This is a genomic window from Jannaschia sp. R86511 (genome assembly GCF_042466345.1).
In the GTDB taxonomy this organism is placed as follows: domain Bacteria; phylum Actinomycetota; class Actinomycetes; order Actinomycetales; family JBBAYJ01; genus Aquipuribacter.
Genome location: NZ_JAXHCD010000001.1, coordinates 4,380,449 through 4,402,191 on the forward strand (window position 1 = coordinate 4,380,449; position 21,743 = coordinate 4,402,191).

Genomic DNA, 21,743 nt, shown 5'->3' on the forward strand with positions numbered 1-21,743 from the left:
GACGAGGGGTGGGTGCGTCCCACAGCCTACGGCCGCCCGACCGACCCGCCATCCGACCGCCCGCCGGAGCGGGCGGTCCCGCAGGCCCGCGGGTCTGGACCCGCGACCCGCGCCGGGTCACCATGGGTCATGACCGTTCCCGCTGCCTCCGCCGGCTGGACCCGGCTGCTGGTCAAGTCGACGTTCGGCGTCGGCCGCGACTTCGCGGTGACCGACCCCCTCACCGGCGAGCGCCGCTACGTGGTCGACGGCAAGCTCGGCCCGCGTCCCCGGGCCGAGGTGCGCGACGCCGCCGACCAGGTCGTCTACCAGGTGAGGGGCGCCCTGCTCGGCATCCCCAAGCAGATGACCGTGCAGGACGCCGCGGGCACCGAGGTCGCGTCGCTTCGGGCCAAGATGTTCTCGCCGGTCCGGTCCCGGATGACCATGCAGACGACCGGGTCCGGCACGTGGGAGCTCGAGGGCTCGTTCCTGGAGAAGGAGTACTCGATCAGCGTCGACGGCCGCCCCGTGGCGGCCATCACCCAGAAGTGGGTGACCATCCGCGACACGTACACCCTGGACGTGGCCGACGGCACCGACCCGGGGCTGGCCCTGGCCGTGCTGTGGGCGGTGGACCGCTGGGTCGAGCGGGACTGACCCGCGACTGACCGCGCGCAGGTCGGCCCGCAAAACCGGCCGGGCGCCTCAGCCGGGCGCCACGACCCGCAGCACCGGGTCCTTGGGGGTGCGGCCGTCGCCGCTGGAGCGTCCCGTCAGCCGCCGCCCGACCCAGGGCAGCAGGTGCTCCCGCGCCCAGGCCGCGTCGGTCGCCGCCGCGGCCACCCGACCGACCGCGGTGGCCTCGGGCAGCGGGTCGCGCCACCAGCCGGCCGCTCCGCCGAGCAGGTCGGGCCCGGTCACGTCCAGCTGTTCCAGCACGGCGGCGGCGACCCGGGCGTGGCCCTGGGCGTTCAGGTGGAGCCGGTCCAGGTGCCAGACCCGCCGGTCGGTCAGCACGTCGACCGGCTCCAGGTCCACCAGCAGGGCGCCGTGGCGCTCGGCCACCGAGCGCACGTTGGCGTTGAACCGGGCGAAGCGCGCCGCCAGCCAGGCCGCGAGCCGGCCGCTGCCCCCGGCCCGGCCGATCGACGTGAACAGCAGCACGCGCTCGCTGCTGAGCGCGACCTGCGCCACCGCCTGCTCGTAGCGGGCGCACAGGTCGGCCAGGTCCGTGCCCCGGCGCAGCACGTCGTTGGGCCCGGCGTGGAACGTGGTCAGGGTGGGGGCCATGGCCGCCGCGGGGGCCAGCTGCTCGGCGACGACCTGGTCCAGCAGCTTGCCGCGCACGGCCAGGTTGGCGTAGCGGACGGGCGCGCCGTCCATGGTCGGGTCCGCCCCCGGGTCCGCCTGCCGGCGGGCGAGCGCCGTCGCCACCCGGTCCGCCCAGCCCAGGTACTCCCCGTCGGCCCGCAGGTCGTCGCTCATCCCCTCGGTGAAGGAGTCCCCCACGCAGACCAGGCGCACGCCCTCGACGGTACCCACCGGCCGCCGCCTACGCGTCGGCGTCCCGGCGGCGTCGGTGCCGCCGCACCCGCACCACGACGAACCACGCGACCAGCGCCACCGCGACGGCGATGACGACGTACTGCAGCACCGCCGCGTACTGCTCCACCACCGACCAGTTCTCGCCCAGGTAGAACCCCGCCACGATGAACAGGCTGTTCCAGAGGGCGCTGCCCGCGGTGGTGTAGAGCACGAACCGGGTCAGCGGCATGCGCTCCACCCCCGCCGGGACGGAGATGGCGCTGCGGATGATGGGCAGCATCCGACCGAAGAAGACCGCGGCGTAGCCGTGCCGGACGAACCAGCGCTCGGCGACCTCGATGTCCGTGGGGTCGACCAGCGGTAGCCGCCCCGCGAAGGCCACCACCCGGTCCCGGCCGACCGCCGCGCCGATCCAGTACAGCGCCAGGGCCCCGACCAGCGAGCCCGCCGTGGTCCACAGGATCGCCGACAGCAGCGAGAAGCTGCCCTGGCTGGCCGTGAAGCCCGCCAGCGGCAGGATCACCTCGCTAGGGATGGGCGGGAAGACGTTCTCGATCGCGACTACCAGCCCCGCGCCCGGCCCGCCGAGGGTCTCCATCAGCCCGACCGCCCAGCCGGCGATCCCGCCCTCGACCTGGTTGCTGCTCACCGGTGCACCCTGTCCGTCCGCTCGCCCGACCGCCTCATACGACGGCACCGCTGTCCAACGGGTCCCGGGGGGTGCTGCGTTCCCGGCGGGCCGGCGGCGGGCTCGGCCGGCGCCGCTCGAGCGCCACCGCGAGCGGCGAGGCGACGAACAACGACGAGTACGAGCCCACCACGATGCCGACCAGCAGCGCGAGGGCGAAGTCGGTCAGGGAGTCCCCGCCGAGCACCGCCAGCGACACCAGGATCACGCCCGCCCCGATCCCGGTGTTGACCGTGCGGGGCAGGGTCTGGACCACGGCCTGGTTGACCAGGGCCCGGAACCGCCCGGCCGGCGCCGCCCGCCACAGCTCGCGCACCCGGTCGAAGATCACCACCGAGTCGTTGACCGAGTAGCCGATGACGGTCAGCAGGGCGGCGAGGAACACCCCGTCCACCGGCCGCCCCAGCCAGGCGAACACCCCGACGACGATCACGACGTCGTGCACCATGGCCAGCACCGACGAGGCGGCGAAGGTCCAGCGGAACCGGACGGCCAGGTACGTCAGCTGCGCGAGCAGGGCCACGGCCAGCGCGATCAGGGCGTTGCGCTGCAGCTCCGAGCCCAGGCTGGGCCCGATCAGCTCGTCGCGGACCTTCTCCAGGTCGCCCGGGGTGGCCACGTCCACCGCGTCCTGCACGAGCACGGCCTCGTCGTTGTCGATGACCCCCGTCCGCACCGTGACGAGCCCGTCCCCGCCGCTCTGCACGACCGCCTGCGGGAAGCCCGCCTCGGCCACGGCCGCCCGCACGTCGCCCGCGACGTCCGTCCCGGCCGGCTCGACCGCCTCGGCCCGGTACTCCAGCAGCCGGCCGCCGGTGAACTCGACCCGGCCACCAGCACCGCCACCACCGCACCGACCAGTAGGCCCCGGCCGTGGCGCATCAGGTCCGGGTCGCGGCGGGTGAGCCACTCGCGCACCGGTCCCAGCCGGCTGACCCCGCTGGCCCCCGGCCGGCGCTGCAGCCAGCCGCTGCCGACGGCGCTCTCGGCCAGGACGCGGGTCAGCACCAGCGCGCTGAACATCGACGCCAGCACCCCGAGGCTCAGCGTGACCCCGAAGCCACGGACGGGACCCGAGGCCAGGACGAACAGCAGCCCGGCCGCCAGCAGGGTCGTGACGTTGGAGTCGATGATGGCGGTCCAGGCGCCCGAGAAGCCGCGCCTGGTCGCGTCGGCCAGGCCCTTGCCGCGGCGCTGGTACTCCTCGCGGGCCCGCTCGTAGACCAGCACGTTGGCGTCCACGGCCATGCCGATGGCCAGCACGAAGCCGGCCAGCCCGGGCAGGGTCAGCGTCGCCCCGACCGCGAGCAGCCCGGCGTAGGCGATCAGCCCGTAGCCGGCGAGCGCGACCACGGCCAGGCCCCCGAGCACCCGGTACACCGCCGCCATGAACAACCCGGTCAGCGTGACGCCGATGACGGCGGCCAGGGCGCTCGCGCTGATCGCGGCGGCCCCCAACGTCGCCCCGACGGTGCGCAGCTCCATGATCTCGACCGGCACCGGCAGGGCGCCGCCCTGGATGAGCGCGGCCAGGTCCTCGGCCTCCTCCTGCGTGAACGAGCCGGTGATCGACGTCGTGAACCCGGGGATGCCGGCCTCGCACGCCACGCTGGGGTCGACCTGCGGGCTGGACACGACCTCGTCGTCGAGCACGATCGCCACGCGACGCTGCGGGTCCCCCGGCGGGGCGCAGGCGGCCTGCGCGGTCAGGGCCTGCCAGGCCGCCCGTCCCTTCCCCTGGAAGTCGACCGACACGTTCCAGCCGACCCCCTGCTGGCCCAGCACCGCCGCCGCGGCGCCGACCCCTTCGCCGGTCAGGGCCGCCGGGGCCAGCCGGAGCGGGGTCCCGGACTCGTCGGGGAGCACGACCTCGCCCGTCGCGGGATCCTCGGCGTCCTGGTCCTCGGCCTCCTGCGCCCCGGCGACCCCGAGGACGGGGGTGGAACGAGAGCTGCGCCGTGCGCCCGATGGTCTCGGCCGCCTCACGCGGGTCCTGCACGCCGGGCAGCTCGACGACGATGCGGCGCTCGCCCGAGCGGACCAGGGTCGGCTCGCTGACCCCGAGCGCGTCGACCCGTCGGCGCAGCACCTCCATGGTGCGGTCGGTGGTGCCTGCGTCCGCGGTGACGGTGGGTGAGTCGAGGGTCTGCAGGGTGATCTGGGTGCCGCCCCGCAGGTCCAGCCCGAGCCGGGGCGTGCTGGTCAGGACGTAGTAGGCGGACACCGTCAGGACGGCGACGACGACGAGCAGGCGGAGCAGCTGGGGACGGGTGGGACGTGACACGGGGGACCTCCGGGGACGGCGGCCCCCACGGGGCCGCACCTACGAGCGGGACATCACGTGCTCGTCCCGGTCGGAGGGGCCCGGCCGGCCACGGCAAGGTCGACCCGCTGCGGCTGGGTGGCAGCGGGTCGCGTGGCGAGGGGGGTGGTGCTCGGGCGCGGCAGGGCCAGCAGCGCCGGCCACGCGGGCGCGTCGGCGGCGGAGGGGGCCGAGCCGTCGTCCGGGTCCGTGGGGTCGTCCGGGTCGCAGGCGTCGTCCGGGTCGAGGACGGCGGGCCGGACGGCGGGCGGCCCGGGCAGGGCGCGCCGGTCCTCGGCCGACTCACCGCCGGGCGGGCGGTCGGCGGCCGGAGCGGCCTCGGCCGGCTGCGCCACCGAGGACGGCTGCAGCATCGCGGGGCCCAGCAGGCTCGCCGACGCCGACAAGGCCGCCGGGGTGGCGAGCAGCGGCGCCAGGACGACCAGCAGGGCCTGGACGAGCGCGAGCACGACAGGACGGCGCACGAGCTCCCCTCCGTCGCCGGCTCGGACGGCCAGAAGCCTACCGGCGGGGCGGGGAGCGATGGCCCGCGTTGACACCCCTCGGTCCCGGGTGTTCGTCTGGCCACGTGCGCCTGCCTCCTGCCCACGTCCTGCGGGCGGGTGCCCTCCTCCTGGGTCTGCTGCTGCCCCTGGGCGCCGCGCCCGCCCTCGCGGCCGCCCCGCTCGTCGCCGTGCCCGCCGCTGTGCCCGTCGTGCCCGCCGAGCCGCTCGCCGCCGAGCCGCTCGCTGCCGTGCCCGCCGCCCCGCTCGCCGTCGAGCCGCAGTCGGACGCCTCAGCCGGTGCCCCGTCCCCGGCCCCCTCCCCCGCCGTGCCCGCGCCGCCACCCGGCAGCGAGGAGGCACCGGACCCCGACCCGCAGACCCCTGGCAGCCCGACCACGGCGCCGACCGCACCAGGGGCCACCGCCCCCGCCCCGACGACCCCGGGCACCCCGACCACGGCGCCGACCGCACCCGGGGCCACCGCCCCGGCCCCCGGCGTCCAGCCGACCGCCCCGGGGACGACCGCCACGCAGTCGCCCGGCCCGACCGGCAGCAGCGGGGCGAGCGCGCCGGCCACCACCCGCGAGCCCGTCCGGCTGGCCCCGGTGACGCCGGCGCTGCGCAGCAGCAGCATCCCGCTGGGCTCGGTGGTGCTGGCGGTGGTCGTGCTGCTGGTGGGAGCGGTGCTGCTGCGCGTGGCGCTGCGACGTGAGGCCGCCGACGGGGCGGACGGCGCAGCCGGGGCGGACGGTGCCGGTGGTGCGACCGGGGCCACGGGCCCCGACAGCGACGACAGCGACGACAGCGACGACAGCGACGACAGCGACGATGCCGGCGACGGCACCACGGCCGCCGTGACCGCTGTGGCCCCGACCGCCGCCGGCCGGGGCGGTGAGGGCGGGACCGATCCCGCCACGCTGGACTTCCTGCTGGCCCTGGGCGAGGCGCTGGTCGACGCGGGCGACCCCATCAACCACGTGCAGGAGACCCTGGAGCAGGTCGCCCTGGTCAACGGGGTCCACGACGTGGGCCTGGTCGTCATGCCGACGGCGCTGTTCATCTCGCTGCCGCACGGCGAGGGCGTGCAGACCGAGGTGTCCACCGCGGGGTCGACCGCGCTGCGCCTGGACCAGGTGGACGAGGTGTTCCGCATCGTCGACCAGGCCCGGCGCGGCGAGCTGAGCCCGTCCGACGGCCGCGTGGCGCTGGCCGCGGTGCGCGCGGCCGGACCACCGTTCAGCGCGGGCGCGCAGCTGGTGGGCTACGTGCTGTTCACCCTCGGCCTGGTGCTGATCCTGCGGGGCGGTTGGCTCGAGCTGCTGGTGGGCGGGGGCGTGGGCCTGCTCGTGGGGGCGCTGCACCTGGCCGCCGAGCGGTTCCGCAGCAGCTACCAGCCGTTCCTGCCCGTGGTGGCGGCCCTGGGCGCCTCGGCGGTGGTGCTGAGCGTGGCCCGGGTGCTGCCGGACCTAGCCGTGTTCCCCCCGCTGGTCGCGGCCCTGGTGGCGTTCCTGCCCGGCGCACTGCTGACCACGGCGGTGTTCGAGCTGTCGACGGGCCAGATCATGTCCGGCTCGGGGCGCCTGGCCGCCGGGTTCCTGCGCCTCGTGCTGCTGGCCCTCGGCATCCTGGCCGGGGCCCAGCTCGTCGGGGTGCCGGGGGCGGCCATCGACGACCCCACCGACTCCGCGTTCACGGTCGTCGCGACCTGGCTCGGGGTCGCCGTGTTCGGCGTCGGGGTGGTGCTGTTCAAGGGGGCCCGGCGCTCGTCCCTGCCCTGGATCCTGCTGGTGCTGTACGTCGCCTACGCCGGGCAGGTGGTCGGCGGGGTGTTCTTCGGCAGCACCCTGTCGGCGTTCTTCGGCGCCCTGGCCATGACCCCGGTCGCCATGATCGCCGCCCGGCGGGAGTCGGGACCACCGGCCCTGGTCAGCTTCCTGCCCGGCTTCTGGCTGCTCGTGCCCGGGGCCGTGGGTCTGGAGGGCGTGACGCGGTTCCTCGACGAGGACACCGCCGAGGGCGTGTCCTCGCTGGTGACGATGGGCACGTCGATGGTCGGCGTCGCGCTCGGGGTGCTGCTGGGCCTCGCCGTGGGCGGGCAGGTGGCGGACCGGCTGCGACGGCGGCAGGTCAGTCCGACGACGGGCTGATCCGGGTCGGCCCGTCCCAGCGGACGGGCGGTCGACCCTGCACCTGGTCCCGGTACTGCTCCAGGTACCAGGTGGTGAACCGGCGCAGCAGGGGCGAGCGCGGCAGCGTCATCAGCTGGCCCTGCTCGCACAGCCGGTCGCCGTCGGCCAGCAGCTCGCCCAGCCGCTCGGCGACCTCACCGGCCGCGACCGGGACCCGCTCGACCAGGTCGATGCGCTCCTGCCCGCGGGCCAGGGCCGCCTCGATCTCCTCGTCGCGCCGGGAGCGCGGCGGAGTGCCCTGCACGACCAGCGCCGCCACCAGCTCACTCAGCCGGGCCGACGGGTGGGCCTCGCCGGCGTCGTCCTCCAGCCACAGCAGGCGCAGCTCGCGCAGCAGGCCGTCGTGCTGCTCACGGGCCGCCAGCAGCAGCGCGGGCGGCAGACCCTCCAGCCGCACCTGCACCGGCTCGTCACCGGCCGGGTCGAGCGGGGGCAGGTACCGCCCGAGGGCCGACTCCGTGCCCCCACCCAGCGGGCTCACGCGGGCTCCAGGCCGTCCAGGTCGATGTCGGCCATGAAGTCGGCCCCGGACCACGTCTCGCGGGGGTGCAGCACGCGGAACCACACGGTCTTGCCGTCCGCCTCCGGCCGCCAGCCCCACTCGTCGGCCAGGTCGTCCAGCAGCCCCACGCCCCGCCCGGTCGTCGCGGTGCGCGAGAAGTGCTGCCGGTGCGGCGGCACCAGCGAGCCGTCGTGGACGTCGACCTGCACGCCCGGGCCCTTGCGCTCGACCATGACCCGGACCTGGGTGCCGGCGTGCAGCAGGGCGTTGGTGACGACCTCGACGGTCAGCAGCTCGACGGCGTCGCACAACGGCTCGAGCCCGTAGGCGGAGATCCGCTCGGTCACCCAGCGCCGGGCCTCACGGGCCGACAGGGCCTGCGGCGGCAGCTCGATCGCCGCGGGTGCGGTCACGGGGACCACCTCCCGCAGGCCGTCAAGCCGTCCGACATCCGCCTCGTCCTCCGGTCCACGTGGCGCCGGTCACGGCGCTCCGGCCCCCCAGGGTGCTGTGCCCACCAGGGATCCGTCCACCTGGACGGCGGGAATGGGTCGAACGGGGGAGGCGCCACGGGGCCGGGCTCAGTACTCGGCCGGGCACACCAGGCCGTCCTCCGGCACCGTGCCCTCGACCAGGTAGGCGTCCAGGGCGCTGTCCACGCAGCCGGCGCCGGTCTGCCCGTAGGCGGTGTGGCCGTCGCCGTCGAAGGTCACCAGGACCCCGGACTCCAGCTGCTCGGCCAGCCGCTCGGCCCACACCGCCGGGGTGGCCGGGTCCCGGGTCGTGCCGACCACGACGATGTCGCCGGCACCGGCGCCGTCGATCTCCGGCCAGGCCACGGGGTCGTGGGGCCAGCTGAGGCAGGGCAGGCCGCCGTAGGCCAGCTGCGGCCCGAACGTCGGGGCCTCCTCGGCCAGCACGTCGGCCAGCTCGTCGTAGTCCTCGACGCCCAGCTCCTGCAGGCCTCCGGGGTCGGCGCCACCGTCCACGCAGTTGACGGCGTAGATCGCCTCTCCGGCGTTGTTGCGGTAGCTGCCGTCGGGCTCCCGCTCGGCGAACAGGTCGTTGATGAGCAGCAGCACCTCGCCGTCCCCGGCGAGCGCCCCGGCCAGGCCCTGCCGCAGCGCCGGCCACAGGTCGTACTGGTAGAGCGGGCCGATCAGCGCGAACAGGCCGAGCCCCTGCCCCACCGGGCGGTCGGGGTCCGGGGTCGGCAGCGGGGCGGTCTCCAGGGCGGCCAGCAGCCCCTGCACCTGCGAGACGCCGTCCTCGACGGTCCCGGTCAGCGGGCAGTCCTCCTGCTGCAGGCAGTCGGCGACGAAGGACTCCATCGCCACCTCGAAGCCCCGGGCCTGCTCGATGGCCGTCTGCAGGTCGGAGGCCTCCCGGGGGGTCAGGTCGACCGCGCCGTCCAGCACCATGCGCCCGGTCCGGTCGGGGAACAGCTCGGCGTACATGGCCCCGAGCACGGTGCCGTAGGACTTGCCCAGGTAGGTCAGCTCGGAGTCGCCCAGCGCGGCCCGCAGCACGTCCATGTCCCGCGTGGCCGACACCGTGTCGACGTACGGGGCGACGGGGTCGTCGGCGCAGCCGTCGGCCAGCGCCCCCGACAGCCGCTCCAGCTCCACCAGCTCGGCCGTGTCGTCCGGGCTGGGGTCGGCCGCGGCGAACTCGTCGTAGGCGGCGTCGTCGAGGCAGTCCACCCCGCCGGAGCGGGCCACGCCGCGCGGGTCGAAGCCGACCACGTCGTAGGCCGCGCGCAGCTCGTCGCTGGTGACGAAGGCCGCCTGCAGCGCGTAGTCCACGCCCGACCCGCCGGGCCCGCCCGGGTTGACGACCAGGGAGCCCAACCGGTCGCCGGTGGCCGGCAGCCGGGTCAGCGCGATCTCGAGCCGCTCGCCGGCCGGGTCCTCGTAGTCCAGCGGCACCTCCAGCGTCGCGCACTCGTGGTCCTCGGCCGAGACCCCCTCGGGCGCGTCGACGTCCTCGCAGCCGCCCCACTGCACGGTCTGCTCGTAGAACGGGCCCAGGTCGGGCTCGGGGGCCGCCGTCACCGACGCGTCGGCCGGGGACGGGGCGGCGGTGCCCTCGCCGTCGACCAGGCTGCAGCCGCCGATGGCGACCGCGACGCCGACCCCCAGGGCGAGGCCCCGCAGCCGACGGGGCCGGACGGGCGTGGTGACGGTGGCGCGGCTCACGTGGACTCCCCGAGCTGGACGGTCATGCCTTCGAGCGCCAGCGGCAGCGCAGCGTTCTGCGTCAGCCGACGGCGCGTGGTCGTGATGGTGTCGCAGACCCGCAGCACGTCGGCCGGGCTGGACCGGCGGGCCAGGCCCTCGACGTCGGCGCGCATGTCCGCGTTGACCAGCGGCACCGACGAGCCCGCCTGCACCACGAGCACGTCGCGGTACAGCGACAGCAGGTCCAGCAGCGCCCGGTCCAGGCCGTCGGTCGCGCTGCGCCGGGCCTGCCGCTTGTGCGACTCCTGCAGCTCGCGCCACTGGGTCCGCACCTGGCGGGGCAGCTCCTCGGGGGTGGCCACGCCCATCATGCGCAGCCACTCGGCGTTCTGCTCCTCCTGGGCGGCCTCCACCGCGGCGGTCGACTCCTCCGTCGCGATGTCGCGCAGCTCCTGGGCGGCCTGGACCGCACCGGGCACGCCGACGGCCCGCGACGGGGTCTGCAGCACCTCCCGGCGGCGGCGGCGCGCGTCGGGGTCCAGGGCCAGGCGGCGGGCCACCCCGATGTGGCCCTGCGACGCCGCGGCGGCCCAGGCCGCCTCCCCCGGGCTGATGCCGTGCCGGGCGACGAGGACGTCGGCCACGGCCCCGGCGCGCGGCACGCCCAGGGTCACGACCCGGCAGCGGCTGCGGATCGTCGGCAGCAGGTCCTCGGGGAACGGCGCGCACAGCACCCACACGGTGTGCGGCGGCGGCTCCTCGACCTCCCGCAGCAGCATGTTGGCCGTCATGTCGTTCAGCCGGTCGGCGTCCTCCACGACCACGACCACCCAGCGACCCCGGGTCGGCGCCACGGCGGCCCGGCGGATCAGGTCGACCACGACGTCCTTGCGCAGCTGCATCTCGTCCGTGGCCAGCAGGGTGACGTCCGGGTGGGACCCCGCCAGCGCCTCACGGCAGTCGTGGCAGCGACCGCACCCGTCCTCGGGGCACTGCAGCGCGGCCGCGAACGCCCGGGCCGCGACTGAACGACCGGACCCGGGCGGTCCCGTCACCAGCCAGGCGTGGGCGAGGCCGGACCGCTCGTGCTGGCGCCGGACGGCGCGCTGCAGGACCGCGACCGCCCGCTCCTGCCCGACCACGGCGTCCCAGACGCTCACCCGCCCTGCCCCGGCGACCGGCGCCACCGGCCGGACGCCCCGGTGGCCGCGTCGTCGGGCAGCTCGATGCGCTGCGGCCTCGTCTCGTCGACGTCGCTCCCCTCGGCCGGGCGGCCGTACAGCTCGTCGGCGAGGTCCCCCCGATCGTCCTCGTAGCCCTGCGTCGGGTACTCGTCGGTGGCGTACTGGTCGGTCGCGTACTGGTCGGTGCCGTACTGGTCGGTGCCGTACTGGTCGGTCGCGTACTGGTCCGTGCCGTACTGGTCCGTCGCGTACTGGTCCGTGCCGTACTGGTCGGTCGCGTACTGGTCCGCGGCCTGCTCCTCGGCCGCGTAGGCGCCGGGTGCGTACTGGTCGCTCCCGTACTGGTCGGCCGGGTAGCGGTGGTCGGCCGGGCGCACGGCCGGGATCACGGCGGTGTCGCTGTCCTGCCGCGCCGCGCGGGCCTCCTCCGCGACCTGGCGACGGCGCTCGGCCTCCGCGGCGGCCTGCTCCGCCTTGAGCTTCTCGGCCATCCGCTCGGCCTGCGCCAGCTGCTCGCGGACCCGGGCCCGCTCGGCGTCCTCGGCCTCGGCCGCCTGGACCGCCTCCCGCTCGCGGGCGGTCCGGGCCTCGGCCTCCGCGGCGAGCCGGGCCGCCGCAGCGGCACGCCGGCGGGCCGACAGCGGGAGCACGCGCCGCAACCGGTCGGTGACCAGGTCGAGCACCTCCTCCGGCGGCAGACCGGCGTCGACGACCAGGTAGCGGCGGGCGTCGGTGCCGGCCAGCCGCAGGAACGTCGAGCGCACCGAGGCGTGGAACTCCGACCCTGCCGACTCGACCCGGTCGGCCACCCCGACCCCGTCGCGCCCGTCCATCCGGGCTCGGGCCTGCCCGGGGTCCAGGTCGAGCACGACCGTCAGGTCGGCCCGCAGGCCGTCCGTGGCCCAGCGCGACAGCCGGGCGACCTCGTCGGCGGCCAGGTCCCCGCGGGCGCCCTGGTAGGCGACCGAGGAGTCGACGTAGCGGTCGCTGACCACCACGGCCCCGCCGGCCAGGGCGGGCTCGACGACCGTGGCGACGTGCTGCGCCCGGTCGGCGGCGAACAGCAGGGCCTCCGCGCGGGGCACCGGTCCGGGTCCCTGGGTGGTGTCGTCCCAGTCGAGCACCAGCCGGCGCACCCCGTTGCCGACGGCCGTGCCGCCGGGCTCCCGGGTCAGCACGACCTCGTGGCCCAGCTCGTCGGTCAGCCAGACGCCCAGGGCGCTGGCGAGGGTGGACTTGCCGGCGCCGTCGCCGCCCTCCACGACCACGAAGAAGCCCTCGTGCGGTCGCGGCAGGTCCAGCGGGTCGCCGGTGCCGCGGCGCACCGCCTCGGTGACCTCCGCCCGCAGGCTCAGCCCGGGCCGGTCGTCGAGCAGCCGGAACGTCAGCACCCCGACGACGACCGCCAGCAGGCCGGCCGCCGACATCACGATGCCGGCGCCGCTCAGGGTCCAGGTCAGGCCGTCGGAGACCTGGATGCTGCGCTCGCCCACCAGCTGGGTGGCGAGCCACGGCCCGGCGGCCATGACCGCGATGAGCACCACCCGCACGGCGGTCTGGACGAACGCGAAGGTGCGGCCCCGCACCTCGTCGTCGACCTCCCCGCCGAGCAGGGTCATCCCCGTCACCCAGGCCATGCCCGCGAAGAAGCCGAGCACGAGCACCCCGACAGCGGACAGCACGATGTCGGGCGACAGCCCCACCACGACCAGCACGGCCCCGGCCGCGCCGATGGACGCCCCGAACAGCCGACGGCGGCTGACGTCGCGCAGCGTCCGCGGCCCCTGCCAGACGCCCAGGGCCATGCCCAGGAACACCGCCCCGAACAGCACGCCGTACCCGGGCGCCCCGGCGCCCAGGCCCGCAGCGTAGACGATGCCGAGCCCGATGACGAACCCGCCGGCGGCGAAGGCCCCGATCATGCCGCCGACCAGGCCCCGCACCACCGGGGTGCGGGCGATGAACGCCCACCCCTCGACGATCTGGCGCCACAGCGACGGCCGGGCCGCGGGCACACCGTCGCTGTCGGTCACCACGGCCCGCACGGCCGGACCCTTGGCGGCCTCCGGCAGCGGCAGCCGGGCGATGACGACGGCGGCGGTCAGGTACGTGGCCGCGTTGACGTACAGGGCCAGGTCGACCTCGCTGAGCACGGCCGAGGCGAACCCGCCGGACAGGTCGTCGAGCACCTGGCTCAGCATCGAGATCAGCACGAACGCCAGCGCGGCCAGCGGCGCCGTGCCGTAGGTGGCGATGACCCCGAGCTGGTTGGCGGCCTCGAGCCGGCGGCGCGGGACCAGGTTGGGCACCATCGCGTCCTTGGCCGGCATCCAGAACAGCGCCGCGACCTCGATCAGGACGGTGGCCACGTACAGCCACTCCAGGGTGCCGACCACGGGGATGGACAGGAACAGCAGGCCCCGGACCACGTCGCCCACGACCAGGTTGAGCCGCCGGTCGAGCCGGTCGGCCAGGACCCCCGCGATCGGGCCCAGCAACAACGCCGGGGCCAGGCGCAGGATGAACACGACCGAGACCGCGAGCCCGGCGGCGGCGATGTCGTCGGTGCCGCCCACCAGCTGGGTGGCGAAGAACGTGATGGCCAGCAGGCCCAGCCAGTCGCCGAAGCTCGACAGGCCCAGCACGAGCCACAGCTGGCGGAACGCGGTGTGCCGGAGGACGGCGCGGGGACTGTGGTCCGGCGCGCCGTCGAGGTCGTCGGAGACCTGGGGGGCCTCGGGTGCCGGCGGTGTCTGCGTCACCTCGTCAGGGTACGTGCGCCGACCCCGGACGCGGGGAAGCCGCTGCCGCCGGTGGGGGGACCTGCGGCAGCGGCGCTGGTGAGGGGGTGTCCCCCGTGGTGCCCGTCCTGTGGATCAGCGCAGGACGGGGAAGCGCTGGACGATCCCGAGGGACTTCCAGGTGCGGCCGAGGCCGAACGTGTCCGCCGCGCCCAGGACCAGCAGCAGGAACAGCGTGCCGGCGTAGATCAGGTGGTCGTCCATGAAGGGGTTGTTCTCCGGGGGCAGGACGGCGGCCCACATCAGGACCAGCATCAGGCTGCCGGCGACGGTGGCGATCCTCATGCCGATGCCGAGCATCAGGGCCACCCCGATGCCGAGCAGGCCGAGCATGAAGAACCAGTCGGCCCAGGCGGCGCCGGCGATGGCGTTGAAGGTCGAGGCGAACGGCCCGGTGGGGGCGTTGGCCAGGAAGCCCTCGGTGGGGGAGCCGCCGTCGATCCAGGCGCCCTCCGCGGGGGTGGCCCGGCCGAGGCCGAACAGCTTGTCGACGAACGCCCACAGGAACACCCAGCCCAGGGCCAGGCGCAGGCCCGCCATCAGGTACCGGGCGACGGGGGGCAGGCCGGCCGAGCGGCTGCGGGTCCCGTCCTCCTGGACGGCCAGGCGCTCGCCGGCACCGGTCACCGTGGTGACCTCGAGCCGGTCGCTCTGGGTGGGGACGGTGGGACGGCGGGTGGTGGCGTCCATGATGGCCTCCTGCGGTTCCGACCGGCCCTGTCGGGCCGGTGCACCACCTCCGGCGGTGCACCACAAGGGTCCCGTCGTGCGCTTCCCCTGGCTCGGGACCTAGGTCCTCCCTCGCCAGGGGACGCGCCTCAGGACGAGCTCGCCGCGGTCTTCTTCGCCGCCGTCGTCTTCGCGGTCGTCTTCTTCGCCGCGGTCTTCTTGGCCGTCGTCTTCTTGGCGGCCGTCTTCTTCGTCGCCGTCTTCTTCGCGGTCGTCTTCTTGGCGCCGCGCTTCTTGGCCGGGCCCGCCGCACGCCGGTCGGCGAGCAGCTCCACCGCCCGCTCGAAGGTGATCGACTCCGTGGAGTCCGCGCCGCGCAGCGTGGCGTTGGTCTCGCCGTCGGACACGTAGTCGCCGAAGCGGCCCGAGCGCACCGTGATCGGCTTCTCGCTGACCGGGTCGACGCCCAGCTCCTTGAGCGGCGCCGGGGCGGCCCGGCCACCCCGGCCACGCTTGGGCTGGGCGTAGATCGCCAGCGCCTCCTCCAGGGTCACCGTGAACATCTGCTCCTCGGTGTCCAGGGAGCGGCTGTCGGTGCCCTTCTTCAGGTACGGCCCGTAGCGGCCGTTCTGCGCGGTGATCTCCTCCTCGGTGGCGGGGTCGACCCCCACCACGCGGGGCAGCGACAGCAGGCGCAGCGCGTCGTCGAGGGTGACGGTGTCGATCGTCATCGTGGCCAGCAGGCTGGCCCGGCGGGGCTTGGCCTTGCTGTCCTCGGGGAGCACCTCGGCCACGAACGGGCCGAACCGGCCGGACTTGACGATGACGTCGTGCCCGGTGTCGGGGTCCTGGCCCAGGACGGTGTCGCCCTTGGCCGCGTCGGCGATCAGCTCGCGGGCGCGGGCGACCGTCAGCTCGTCGGGGGCGATGTCGTCGGGGACCCCGGCGCGCACCTCCTTGCCGTCCGCACCGACGCCGGCGTTCTCGTCCTGCAGGTAGGGCCCGTACCGGCCGACGCGCAGCACCAGGCCCTCACCGAGCTCGATGGTGCTGACGGCGCGGGCGTCGATGTCACCCAGCTCCTCGGCCAGGCCCTTGAGGCCCTCGGCCAGCCCGGTCAGGCCCTGGCCGGCCCCACCGGGCAGCGGGGGCAGCCCGCCCGTGGGGGCCCCGTCCGGGCCGTCGGGGCCGGCGGCGCCGAAGTAGAACCGCGCCAGCCAGTCCGCGCCTGCCACCTCGCCGGCGGCGACCCGGTCCAGGTCGGCCTCCATCTCGGCCGTGAAGTCGTAGTCGACCAGGCGGGGGAAGTGCTCCTCCAGCAGGCGCGTCACCGCGAACGCGAGCCACTCCGGCACCAGGGCGTTGCCCTTGTGACGGACGTAGCCGCGGTCGATGATCGTCCCGATGGTCGCGGCGTAGGTGGACGGGCGGCCGATGCCGCGCTCCTCCAGCGCCTTGACCAGGCTGGCCTCGGTGTAGCGGCTGGGCGGGCTGGTGCTGTGCTCGGCCGTCGCGATGTCCTCGGCGTCGACCCGGCCGCCCTCCTCCAGCTTGGGCAGGCGGCTCTCGGTCTCGCCGTCGGGGCGGGCGTCGTCGCGGTCGGCGTCGCGGCCCTCCTCGTAGGCGGCGAGGAACCCGCGGAAGGTGATGACCGTGCCGGACGCGGACAGCTCCACGGTGCGGTCGTCGGCGGTACGGGCCCCGATCCGGACCGAGGCGGTGGTCCCGCGCGCGTCGGCCATCTGCGAGGCGACGGTGCGCTGCCAGATCAGCTCGTACAGCCGGAACTCCTCCCCCCGCACCGACCCGGCCACCTGGGCCGGGGTGCGGAAGGAGTCGCCGGCGGGGCGGATGGCCTCGTGGGCCTCCTGGGCGTTCTTGGCCTTGCCGGCCCAGGTGCGCGGCGAGGTGGGCACCGAGTCGGCGCCGTACAGGTCCTTGGCCTGGCTGCGGGCGGCCTGCACGGCGGTCGCGGACAGCGCCGTGGAGTCGGTCCGCATGTAGGTGATGTAGCCGGCCTCGTACAGCGACTGGGCCACGCGCATGGCCTGCTTGCTGCTCATCCGCAGCTTGCGGGAGGCCTCCTGCTGCAGGGTGGAGGTGGTGAACGGGGCGGCGGGCTTGCGGGTGTAGGGCTTCTCCTCGACCCGCGTGACCGTGAAGTCCGCCTCGGCCATCGCGCCGGCCAGCGTGCGGGCCCCGGCGGCGTCGAGGACGGCGACGTCGGCGTTCTTGAGCCGGCCCAGGTCGTCGAAGTCGCGGCCGGTGGCCACCCGGGCGCCGTCCAGCGACGTCAGCCGGGCCGAGAACCGCTGCCGGTCGTCGGGGGCGGAGAACGTGGCGGACACGCTGGCGTAGTCGGCGGCGACGAAGGCCATCCGCTCGCGCTCGCGCTGGACCACCAGGCGGGTGGCGACCGACTGCACGCGCCCGGCCGACAGGCCCTGGCGGACCTTGCGCCACAGCACCGGGCTGACCTCGTAGCCGTAGAGCCGGTCGAGGATGCGGCGGGTCTCCTGCGCGTCGACGAGGGCCTCGTCGATGTCGCGGGTCGCCTCCAGCGCGCGGGTGATGGCCTCGCGGGTGATCTCGTGGAAGACCATCCGCTTGACGGGGACCTTGGGCTTGAGCTCCTCGAGCAGGTGCCACGCGATGGCCTCGCCCTCGCGGTCCTCGTCCGTGGCGAGGATGAGCTCGTCCACGTCCTTGAGCGCCCGCTTGAGCTCGTTGACCTTCTTCTTCTTGTCCGCGTCCACCACGTAGTACGGCTCGAACCCGTTGGCCACGTCGACGGCGAACTTGCCGTACGGGCCCTTCTTCATCTCCGGGGGCAGCTCCGACGGCTGCGGGAGGTCACGGATGTGCCCGACCGACGCCTCGACGACGTAGCCGTCGCCGAGGTAGCCACCGATGGTCTTCGCCTTGGCGGGCGACTCCACGATGACGAGGGCCCGGGATGTGGGCGATGAGCTGCGAGCCACGTGGTGCGTCCTCTCTGCGCGGGCCGGGCCCGTGCAGCATGCTTACGAGTCGGGCGAAGCTCGTCCGACGCGCGCCACGGTAGCCGTACCGGGGCCGAGGTCGCCTGGCGGCCGTGCGGCGCGGGACGCGACAGGGTCCCGGAGCCTGCTGACAAAGTCACGGATCGGGCGCATCCTGTGCTGGTGGGGCCCGCGACGAGGCAGTCCGTCCCGCCGCGCGTGCTCCTGCCGTGGTGGCGGCGACCGTTCGCGCGCCCGGTCGAGCCCACCGCCCCGCCGCTGCAGCGGATCGTGGCCGACCTGTCCCGGCTGGAGCGGGAGGCCGAGCGGCTGCTGGGCGACCCGACGGTGCTGGCCCGGGGCCAGCGGCTGATGGCCGTGCGGGCGGCCTTCGACCTGGTCGTGCTGGACGCCGCGCGGGCCCTGGAGGTCCCCCTGGCCGTGCAGGCCGTCCCGTTCACCCGGGAGCAGCGCTTCCTGGCCACGGTCGAGCTGACCCGGGCCGGCCTGCGCTGGTGACCGGTCGACGCCGGTCGCGCCGCTAGGGCGCCGCGGGCAGGACGAGGTCGGCCTCGAGCTCCGCCAGCTGCTGGCGCACGAACGGCTCGGAGTCGCTGAACGCCCAGCGCAGGTGCCCGAACACCTCGACCGACACGATGCCGAGCATGCGCTGGTAGCCCATGACGAACGGGTGCACCTCGCCCGGTCGCATGGGCAGGCCGAGCGAACGGGCGGCCGCCCGCAGGTCCTCGCGCAGCCGCGGCGGGAGCTCGTCGTCGGGCACCGTGCGCAGCCGGCCGGCCCGCAGCAGGTCCGCGAAGAGGCTGCCGAACAGCCCGCCGAAGCGGTAGGCGCTGTCCACCGTGGGGCCCTCGGGGGGCGCCTCGTACCCGACGACCGGGCTGCCGTAGACCAGGGCGAACTCGGGCGGGTGGGTCAGCGACCAGGTCCGGAAGGCCCAGGTGGCCGCGCGGAGCCGGGCGGCGGGGTCGTCGGGGGGGCAGTCACTCAGCGCCTGGGCGCACACCGCGGTCACCTCGTCCGAGCAGGCCGTGATCAGCAGGGTGAGCAGGTCGTCCCGGCCGTCCACGTGCCGGTACAGCGCCGGCGCCGTCACCCCGAGCCGACGGGCCACCTCGCGGACCACGACCGCGTCGGGGCCTCCCTCCACGAGCAGCGCGCGGCTGGTCCTGACCAGACGGTCCGTGCTGAGCGGTTCCCGGGCCACCGGTACACCTCCCCCTGGGTCGGGGGGTGTCCCCCCTTGTCGAGTTAACGGTGTTCACCCTACCGTGTGGTTAACACCGTTCACCTAGGAGGTCACCGTGGTCGTCGTCTACGCACTGCTCGCCCTGCTGGGGCTCGTCGGGACGTGGTGGTTCAACATCGCCTCGATGCGCGCCGGCGAGGACTACCTCGCGGGCTGGTTCGCCGGTCCCGCCTCGTCGTCGGCCGCGGTCGACGTCATCGTCGTCGCGGTGGTGGCCTGCGTGTTCCTCGTCGTCGAGGCCCGCCGCATCGGCCTCACCCGCTGGGCCTGGGTCCTGGTGCCGCTGACCTTCGCGGTCGCGGTGGCCTTCACGTTCCCCGCGTTCCTGGCCTGGCGCGAGCTCCACCTGCGCCGCGCGACGGCCCCGGCCGGCGTCCCCGCCCTCGCGGGAGCCGGCCGATGAGCCGGCTGGCGCGGGCCGCGTGGCGCGTCAGCCCCGGTCTGACCGTGCTGCTCGCCGTCAACCTGGTCCTCGTGCCGATGTCGGTCGTGCTCGGGCTGCTGGACGGCACCGTCGTCGCCGGGGCACCGGTGTGGGCCAAGCCGCTCAAGTTCGGCCTGTCGTTCCTCGCGTTCGCCCCGGCGATGCTGTGGATCTGGTCCCACGTCGAGCGCGGCCGGGTGACCCGGATCGCGCTGGAGGTCGTGGGCTGGTCCATGGTGGTCGAGGTCGCCGTCATCACCCTGCAGGCCTTCCGCGGGACGGCCTCGCACTTCAACGTCAGCACGGGACTGGACGCCGCGCTCTGGGGGGTCATGGCCGCCGGGGTCGGCACGTTCAGCGTGGTCGTCGCCGTCGCGGGCGTCGTCCTGGCCCGCCGGCGCCTGGCGGGCGCGCTGGGCCTGGCCATGACGCTCGCCGTACCGCTGATGCTGCTGGGAGCGGTCAGCGGGTACGTGATGACCGGCCCGCGTCCCGGTCAGATCGAGGCGGGCGCGACGGTCGTCGGCGGGCACACCGTCGGCGCGGCGGACGGCGGACCCGGGCTGCCGCTGCTCGGCTGGTCGACGGTCGCCGGTGACGCCCGGGTGGCGCACTTCGTCGGGCTGCACGCCCTGCAGGTGCTGCCCGCCGTCGCCCTGCTGCTGGGCTGGCTGGTCACCCGCGGGGTCCTGCACCTCGGCGAGCGCCGCCAGCGGCAGGTCGTCGCGCTGTCCGGGGCCGCCTACCTCGGGCTGGTGCTCACCCTGTTCGTCCAGGCGCAGCGCGGGCAGTCGGTCGTGGCCCCCGACCCCACGACCTGGCTGCTGGCCGCGCTGCTGGTCGCCGCCCCCGCCGCGGCCGCGGTCGTGCTGGCCACGACCGGCCGGGCGCCGGACCGCACCGACCGCTTCCGGGCCGAAGGCACGGCGGCCACGGCGGACCTGGCTACGTGAGGACCTGAGGGGACCGGCGGACCTGAGGGGTCCTCAGCCCTGGCCCGGCAGCACCAGCAGGCCCTCGGCCACGAGGTCCCGCACCGCCGGCAGCAGCCGGGCCCGCAGCGCGGCCTCGTCGTCCTCCAGCAGGGTGGCCAGCGCCGCCACCACCTGCCCGACGGACAGCTCGCCGTCGCAGGCCCCGACCAGCCCGGCCAGGGCCGTGGAGGCCTCCACGACCCGGCCGCGGCGGCGGGTGTCGACCAGGTGCACCGTGCGCGGGTCCGGCTGGCCCGGGTCCAGCTCCCGTCGCTCGACGACACCCGCGGCCAGGACGGGGCGGGTGTCGAGCAGGGCGTCCAGGTCGGTCAGCGCCCCCACCCGACCGAGCGAGTCGTGCCCGGTCAGGCCCGCGGCGAGGACGTCGCGCCAGGCCCCCGGGATGACGGCGCGCTCGTCGTCCAGCCGGCGCAGCGGCGGCGTGGCGGGGTCCGCGGGGCGCCGCCGCAGCGTGACGATGCCGAACCCCACGGCCTCGACCCCGCGGTCGGCGAAGTCGTCCAGCCAGGCGCGGTACCAGGACTCGGCCTCCTCCCGGCCCGGCCGGCCGCCGTCGGAGATCCACGCCTCCGCGTACAGCGCCGGGTCGGCGAGCTCGCGCTGCACCACCCACACGTCCAGCACGTCGGCACCGTCGGTCGCCTCGGCCAGCGCCGCGGCCGCCTCCTCGACCCAGCCGCCCACCCGGTCGGTCCAGGGCTCGTCGGCCCGGTCCTCCCAGTTGCCCAGGAACTGCGCCAGGCCGCCGCTGCGCAGGTGGGCGGGGGCCGACACCAGCATCCGGTGCACCACGTCGTCCCCGGCCAGCCCGGCGTCCCGGTAGGTGTAGGTCGGCACGTCGGCCCGTCGCGGCGTGACGACGAACGGCAGGTTGGCCACCACGCGGTCGAACCGCTCCCCCGGCACCGCGTCGAACAGGCTGCCGGTGCGCACGTCGAGGGCCACCCCGTTCAGGGCGGCCGTGACCCGCGCGAAGGCCGAGGCCCGGCCGGACACGTCGGTGGCCACGAGCCGGGGCCCCGTGCGCGACAGGTGCAGCGACTGCACCCCGGACCCGGCCCCCACGTCCAGGCAGCGCTGCCCGGCCACCGGCGGGACGACGGCCTCCACCAGGGTCGTGGACGCGGTCCCGACGCCCAGCACGTGCTCGGTGGGCAGGACGCCGCCGCCGTGGGCCAGCTCGCCCAGGTCCGAGCACACCCACCACGAGGACTCGCCCAGGTCGTCCACCACGGCGTGGGGCTGCAGGTCGACGCAGGCGCGGACCTGCCCGGACCCGCAGCGCTGCAGCAGGCCCAGGCCGACGGCGCGGTCCACCCCCAGCGTCGGCAGGGCGGCACCGGCGGCGACCGCGGGGACGGGGTCCCCGAGGGTGAACAGCCGGACCAGGACCCCCACGGGGTCGACGGCCTCGGCCAGCACCCGCCGGGCCGGCACCGCCTGGTCGCGCGACAGCGCCCGCGCCGCCACGTCCCCGAGCCGTGCGCTCACCCCGTCCACCGTGTACCCCGCGGCGGTGAGGTCG

18 protein-coding genes and 2 pseudogenes are annotated in these 21,743 nt (G+C 75.6%); 5 read left to right on the top strand and 15 right to left on the bottom strand.

Going from position 1 to position 21,743, the window contains the following annotated elements:
• The first annotated feature begins 129 nt into the window (after positions 1–129).
• Positions 130–639 (top strand): LURP-one-related/scramblase family protein, encoded by a 510-nt coding sequence (locus SJY06_RS20550; RefSeq protein WP_380169402.1) that lies wholly within the window; start codon positions 130–132, stop codon positions 637–639.
• Positions 640–687: 48 nt separating this feature from the next.
• Here SJY06_RS20550 and SJY06_RS20555 read toward each other — a convergent pair whose 3' ends face one another.
• The 6 genes and pseudogenes from SJY06_RS20555 to SJY06_RS20580 all read right to left on the bottom strand — a co-directional run bounded on the left by SJY06_RS20555 (position 688) and on the right by SJY06_RS20580 (position 5,002).
• A complete protein-coding gene (locus SJY06_RS20555) occupies positions 688–1,524 on the bottom strand; it encodes an SGNH/GDSL hydrolase family protein (RefSeq protein ID WP_380169403.1) in 837 nt (278 codons plus the stop codon).
• A 10-nt stretch (positions 1,525–1,534) separates the two neighbouring features.
• Complete coding sequence (locus SJY06_RS20560; RefSeq protein ID WP_380169404.1) at positions 1,535–2,176, bottom strand: DedA family protein; 642 nt, start codon at positions 2,174–2,176, stop codon at positions 1,535–1,537.
• Between the two features lie 34 nt (positions 2,177–2,210).
• Positions 2,211–3,125, bottom strand: a complete 915-nt coding sequence (secF, locus tag SJY06_RS20565) for a protein translocase subunit SecF (RefSeq protein ID WP_380169738.1) — start codon at positions 3,123–3,125, stop codon at positions 2,211–2,213.
• Between the two features lie 89 nt (positions 3,126–3,214).
• Positions 3,215–4,201 (bottom strand): annotated as a pseudogene (gene secD, locus SJY06_RS20570) (protein translocase subunit SecD); the annotation flags it as partial.
• A 13-nt stretch (positions 4,202–4,214) separates the two neighbouring features.
• A pseudogene (locus tag SJY06_RS20575) lies at positions 4,215–4,538 on the bottom strand (hypothetical protein); the annotation flags it as partial.
• Positions 4,539–4,552: 14 nt separating this feature from the next.
• Complete coding sequence (locus SJY06_RS20580; RefSeq protein ID WP_380169405.1) at positions 4,553–5,002, bottom strand: hypothetical protein; 450 nt, start codon at positions 5,000–5,002, stop codon at positions 4,553–4,555.
• A 104-nt stretch (positions 5,003–5,106) separates the two neighbouring features.
• Here SJY06_RS20580 and SJY06_RS20585 point away from each other — a divergent pair, with 104 nt between their 5' ends.
• Entirely contained in the window at positions 5,107–7,170 is a 2,064-nt protein-coding gene (locus SJY06_RS20585; RefSeq protein ID WP_380169406.1) for a threonine/serine exporter family protein, read from the top strand.
• On the opposite strand, the gene SJY06_RS20590 is transcribed toward SJY06_RS20585, so the two are convergent.
• The 7 genes from SJY06_RS20590 to topA all read right to left on the bottom strand — a co-directional run bounded on the left by SJY06_RS20590 (position 7,151) and on the right by topA (position 17,529).
• Positions 7,151–7,693 (bottom strand): hypothetical protein, encoded by a 543-nt coding sequence (locus SJY06_RS20590; RefSeq protein WP_380169407.1) that lies wholly within the window; start codon positions 7,691–7,693, stop codon positions 7,151–7,153. The genes SJY06_RS20585 and SJY06_RS20590 overlap by 20 nt on opposite strands.
• Entirely contained in the window at positions 7,690–8,127 is a 438-nt protein-coding gene (locus tag SJY06_RS20595) for an ATP-binding protein (protein WP_380169408.1), read from the bottom strand. Before SJY06_RS20595 ends, SJY06_RS20590 begins: the two co-directional genes overlap by 4 nt.
• Before the next feature lie 168 nt (positions 8,128–8,295).
• Positions 8,296–9,912 (bottom strand): alpha/beta hydrolase, encoded by a 1,617-nt coding sequence (locus tag SJY06_RS20600; protein ID WP_380169409.1) that lies wholly within the window; start codon positions 9,910–9,912, stop codon positions 8,296–8,298.
• Entirely contained in the window at positions 9,909–11,054 is a 1,146-nt protein-coding gene (locus SJY06_RS20605) for a DNA polymerase III subunit delta' (RefSeq protein WP_380169410.1), read from the bottom strand. The genes SJY06_RS20600 and SJY06_RS20605 overlap by 4 nt, the downstream gene beginning before the upstream one ends.
• Positions 11,051–13,840, bottom strand: a complete 2,790-nt coding sequence (tmk, locus tag SJY06_RS20610) for a dTMP kinase (RefSeq protein WP_380169411.1) — start codon at positions 13,838–13,840, stop codon at positions 11,051–11,053. The genes SJY06_RS20605 and tmk overlap by 4 nt, the downstream gene beginning before the upstream one ends.
• A 114-nt stretch (positions 13,841–13,954) precedes the next feature.
• Positions 13,955–14,569: a hypothetical protein gene (locus tag SJY06_RS20615; RefSeq protein WP_380169412.1), complete on the bottom strand. Its 615-nt coding sequence runs from the start codon at positions 14,567–14,569 to the stop codon at positions 13,955–13,957.
• Between the two features lie 128 nt (positions 14,570–14,697).
• Positions 14,698–17,529, bottom strand: coding sequence for a type I DNA topoisomerase (topA, locus tag SJY06_RS20620; RefSeq protein WP_380169413.1), 2,832 nt, complete (start codon positions 17,527–17,529; stop codon positions 14,698–14,700).
• A gap of 183 nt (positions 17,530–17,712) precedes the next feature.
• Here topA and SJY06_RS20625 point away from each other — a divergent pair, with 183 nt between their 5' ends.
• A complete protein-coding gene (locus SJY06_RS20625) occupies positions 17,713–18,048 on the top strand; it encodes a hypothetical protein (protein WP_380169414.1) in 336 nt (111 codons plus the stop codon).
• Between the two features lie 22 nt (positions 18,049–18,070).
• On the opposite strand, the gene SJY06_RS20630 is transcribed toward SJY06_RS20625, so the two are convergent.
• Complete coding sequence (locus tag SJY06_RS20630; RefSeq protein ID WP_380169415.1) at positions 18,071–18,757, bottom strand: TetR/AcrR family transcriptional regulator; 687 nt, start codon at positions 18,755–18,757, stop codon at positions 18,071–18,073.
• A 97-nt stretch (positions 18,758–18,854) separates the two neighbouring features.
• Here SJY06_RS20630 and SJY06_RS20635 point away from each other — a divergent pair, with 97 nt between their 5' ends.
• Together SJY06_RS20635 and SJY06_RS20640 are read left to right on the top strand one after the other, a co-directional pair.
• Positions 18,855–19,202 (top strand): DUF2834 domain-containing protein, encoded by a 348-nt coding sequence (locus tag SJY06_RS20635; RefSeq protein WP_380169416.1) that lies wholly within the window; start codon positions 18,855–18,857, stop codon positions 19,200–19,202.
• The gene (locus tag SJY06_RS20640) at positions 19,199–20,176 is read left to right on the top strand and encodes a hypothetical protein (RefSeq protein WP_380169417.1); all 978 of its coding nucleotides are present in this window, start codon (positions 19,199–19,201) and stop codon (positions 20,174–20,176) included. Before SJY06_RS20635 ends, SJY06_RS20640 begins: the two co-directional genes overlap by 4 nt.
• Positions 20,177–20,209: 33 nt before the next feature.
• Here SJY06_RS20640 and SJY06_RS20645 read toward each other — a convergent pair whose 3' ends face one another.
• Positions 20,210–21,640, bottom strand: a complete 1,431-nt coding sequence (locus tag SJY06_RS20645; RefSeq protein ID WP_380169739.1) for a methyltransferase — start codon at positions 21,638–21,640, stop codon at positions 20,210–20,212.
• Between the last annotated feature and the right edge of the window lie 103 nt (positions 21,641–21,743).